A 4,417-nucleotide genomic window follows, 5' to 3' on the forward strand; every position below is an offset into this window, starting at 1 on the left:
ACCAGTTTGGCTCACAAAGAGGATATCTGGCTGCATGCCCGCGGGGTGGGCGGCTCGCACGTGGTAATCCGCATGGGCAATCAAAAGGACTACCCGCCCAAACGGGTGATCCTGCAGGCCGCCGGCTATGCCGCTTTTTATTCCAAGGCCCGGGGCATGAAAACGGCCCCGGTTATGTACACCAAGCGCAAATATGTTCGAAAACCGAAAGGGAGTCCTCCGGGCTCAGTTGTGCTGGAGCGCGAAGAGGTGGAAATGGTACCCCCGGTCAATCCCGGTAATCATTAACAGAAACCCGGGTTCGAAATAATGATTTAAACGGAACAGCATGGCAGTTATAAGCGTCTACACTGAAATAATGCAACCAAGAGATGCTTATCACAGCAGGAGCATTTTTCTATGTAGCACTTTGTTATATATATGTATATCGAACTCACGTTAACATTAACCGAATTATGGATATGGATATAGATGTAGAAATATCTGAAGTCATTTTTTTATGTGGATTTATGGGCGCCGGCAAGACAACCATCGGCCAAAAACTGGCCGAAGAGCTGGGCCGCCCCTTTTTGGACTTGGACGATCGTATCGTAGAAAAGGCGGGAAAACCGATCCCCGATATTTTTGAGACATCCGGGGAAGGCAGGTTTCGGGCCATTGAGCGGAGCGCTCTCCTGGAAGTAGCCCAGCAGTTCGAAGGCGTGGTGGCCCTGGGGGGCGGCAGTTTGCAAAATCAGCATCTGCTGGATCATCTGAAGGGCAACGGCTTGCTTATATTCATTGAAGCACCCATACCGGTGATCATAGACCGCATCTCGCACGATGCCAACCGCCCCCTGCTGCTGGATGACGGGGGGGAGCCCAAGGATCGGGATACCCTCGAAAAAGAGCTGAAGGTTCTGTATCAAGATCGACTGCCCTTATACGAGCAGGCGATGATCACCCTGAAGATCAAAGCCGGGGAGTCCGCCGATAAACAAGTTAAAACACTGATTAATAAAATTCGCAATCATGTCGCATCACCATAATATAGAAGTAGATATTTCATTTGAAGACCGCTACCGGGTCCGCGTCGGACAGGATGTCCGGGAAGCGTTGCCCTCTTTTTGTTCGCAGCACTATCACCCGGAGAAAATTATTGTCATCATAGACGAGAAGGTGGACCAGCTGCACCATACCAAAATTCAGGAGATATGCGACGACTACTTCCGGGAGATCCTGTGGCTGGAGGTTCCCCGGGGCGAGAGGTCGAAATCGCTCTCGCAATGGCAGCTGATGGTAGACAGGATACTGGAAGAGGGTGTAGAGCGCGGTACGCCGCTCCTTGCTGTGGGCGGAGGCGTGACCGGCGACCTGGCCGGCTTTGTGGCGGCATCGACGCTGCGGGGCATTCCATTAATTCACATGCCTACCACCCTGCTCGCCATGGTTGACAGTTCCATCGGCGGAAAGACGGGACTGAATCATCCTACCGGCAAGAACCTGGTCGGCGCATTTTATCAGCCGGAAGCGGTCTTTGCGGATATGGCATTTCTACGTACGCTCGAACAAGAAGAGTGGATTACGGGCATGGCGGAAGTCATAAAATATGCTGCCATCAGAAAACCGGAGCTGTTCGATGAGCTGACCGGACTCATAAAAAGTATCCCCGAACCGGATGAACGATGGGCCAACGTGATCAGTGAGAGCGTCCGCATCAAAACCGATATTGTGGAAGAAGATGTCCTGGAAGCCGGAAACCGGGCTTTTCTCAATTTTGGCCATACATTCGGACACGCTTTGGAAAAGGTGGCGGGCTATGGAAACCTGGCACATGGAGAAGCTGTTTTTGCGGGCATGATCGCAGCTACTCATTTTTCCCGGCAGCTGGGCCATTCGGTAGACGATATACGTTTTAGTCCCTTCTTGCCGTTATACAAGCGTCAGATTCAATCGCTGCCCGCCGATATCGGTGCGCTTATTGAAGCGATGAGGACAGATAAAAAAGTAAAAGACAACACCATACAATTAGTGTTATTGAAAGAGTGGGGTTCGCCTTATATTCAACCTTGCACAGATCTTTCAAAACTGGAAGAATCCTGGCAGTATGCACTGGCACAGTTTACGTAAACAACCATTAGGTTTGAGTGATTTTTGATTCTTCGCTGGTTACATAAAAGCTGGAAATATCTTTGGGGGATTGTCCTTACCATCCTGTTTGTTTTGCTTATTGCAGCAGGCAGTGTTATAGGATTGCTCCAGCTCGACATCGTTCAGAATTACCTGCTTGACCGCGTTGAAGACCGGGTGGAGCGCGCGTACAAGGCGGACCTTTCGGTGGGAGATATAGGGGGATTTCTGCCCTTCCGCGTTCAGTTAAGGGATGTTACCATGGTTTCCCGGGATTCGGCGGCGGCGGACACTATAGCGAGTATCGAAAGCATAGAAAATGAAATCGATATCTGGGAGCTCATGCGCAACAAGGTGAGCATAACAGGCTTTGTGGTCAATGAACCTGAATTATGGCTGCGCAGGGGAGCGGACGGTTCCGTCGTTTTTTTGGAACAAACCCCGTCGGCCCCGGATACCACAGATCGCGCCGGTGAACCGTGGTTCAGCAATGTGAATGTGGAAATACTGGCCCCGAGGGTGGCTGTTACGGGCGGGAGGATTCACCTGGAAAATGTTACGGATGCTACCCAAACGGTTCGCCTGCCGTCTTCGGTTACGATATCGGATTTTAATGCTAATTTTTTCCTGGAGTGGACCGGAAACCAGCGTTATCTTGATATCGAGGCGATATCGGCGGAAACCGACCTCCCCGACCTTCGACAATTTACGATGACGGGACAGATCTATAGCGATCAGCGTTTTTTGGAATTTAATTCGTTCTACTTCCATCTGGGCAACTCAGAGCTGATTCTCAATGGCGAAGTGGATGGGGCGGACCTGGGCTCCCCTGACTTTCTGAACCAGCTTTCGGGCGCCCTTTACGACCTTAACATGGTATCCACGGCTTTGTATCCCCGCGAATTTCGGAATATCATTCCCGCTGTACCGAATGTGGAAGGGCCGCTTTCCTTCCAGTTGTATACCGAGGGTTCCACCGATTCGTTGAGGGTGGATGAAGTATCCGTAGGCAAGGGAGAAAGCCTTTTTCAGTTAAGCGGGTTGTTTCAAAACCTCCGGGATCCCGATGCTTTTGCTTACCAGGTGAGTATCGACAGTGTCAACCTGCGCGGGCAGGATATCCGGTCGCTGCTGGATACCCTGCAAACCCCGGCATATCAGGCCCTCGAAGACCTCACCATGAATGGACGTGCCGATGGCAGCCTGGATTCGATCAACGTCGACTTGGCCCTTAGCTCTCCGTTTGGATTGCTGGACCTGCAGGGCGGGAGTCAGCTGAGGGAGCCCCATCAGTACCAGGGGACCATGGCCGCCCGAAATATGGATGTGAGCTGGCTGGCGCCCGCTACGCTGGATACGACTTCGCTTAATTTTGATGCCCGCCTTACGGGCTTTGGCGTGACGTTCGATCAGGCTGTGTCGGATTTTGAGGTTACTTTTAACGAAAGCAGGTTAAATCAACAGGAGTTTGACTTGCTTCAGTTAACCTCGTCGCTTTCCAATGGCCGCTGGAACCACCAGTATAACTATCAGAAGGGTGAGCAGCGGATGTCGGGCTCCGGGGAGGTGGACTTCAGCCGTGAGCGTCCTCCGTTTACCATGAAGGGTAAAGCCGAGAATATCAATCTGGCAGAGTTGACGGGCGATACCCTGATGGCCGATACCAGGCTAAATTTTGACTACAATGTGGAGGGGGAAGACCTTGATCTGAATAATACCGAAGGCCAGGCCAGTTTTGACGTTGCCCCGTCTGTTATTAACGGCGATACAGTGCGGGCTCACCAGTTATATGCGGATATCAATACCCTGGACAACCAACGTCGCTCGTTCAGAGTGACAAGTTCACTGCTGGATATGAATGTGCGTGGTCATTTGTATCCCCGTGAGATTATGCGGCAGGCCGGTTTCTGGTCGACCTACCTGAGCGATCGATACCGGGCAGAAATTAAACAGGACAGTACGGCCGCCCTGTTGCCCCAAGTGCAGCCACCGTCACAGAATATTGTACTGGACGGCAGTATAACCACCAAGGATTTAGAGCTTATAAAAACATATTTTCCGTATTTTCCGTCGTTATACACCGATTCCCGTATCAGCTTTAACGTCAATGCCGATCAAAACCGCTTACTGCTCTCTACCGATATACAAGCTGATACGCTGCAGTTTGAGCATTGGAGTCTTCGGGACGGACAGTCCCAGCTGACGGCCAACTTCCGCAGTGACCGCCCGCTGAGGGCCTCTTCATCCATCGATTTTAAAGCGGATGTCGGGACGCTTCACTCCAACTTGACAGATATGGATTCGGTGG

4 protein-coding genes are annotated in these 4,417 nt (G+C 51.5%); all 4 read left to right on the forward strand.

The window, feature by feature from the left end; all coding sequences use genetic code 11:
• Positions 1-288: NFACT RNA binding domain-containing protein (locus ACESLU_RS12130; RefSeq protein WP_372638913.1), on the forward strand; the 288-nt coding region annotated here is incomplete at its 5' end.
• A gap of 173 nt (positions 289-461) precedes the next feature.
• Complete coding sequence (locus tag ACESLU_RS12135; protein ID WP_372638914.1) at positions 462-1,028, forward strand: shikimate kinase; 567 nt, start codon at positions 462-464, stop codon at positions 1,026-1,028.
• Positions 1,012-2,109 carry a 3-dehydroquinate synthase gene (gene aroB, locus ACESLU_RS12140; RefSeq protein ID WP_372638915.1) on the forward strand — a complete coding sequence of 366 codons (1,098 nt, stop codon included), beginning with the start codon at positions 1,012-1,014 and terminating at the stop codon, positions 2,107-2,109. Before ACESLU_RS12135 ends, aroB begins: the two co-directional genes overlap by 17 nt.
• Positions 2,110-2,202: 93 nt before the next feature.
• On the forward strand, positions 2,203-4,417 hold a 2,215-nt coding region (locus ACESLU_RS12145), incomplete at its 3' end, for a hypothetical protein (RefSeq protein WP_372638916.1).

The organism is Fodinibius sp. (assembly GCF_041642155.1).
In the GTDB taxonomy this organism is placed as follows: Bacteria; Bacteroidota; Rhodothermia; order Balneolales; family Balneolaceae; genus Fodinibius.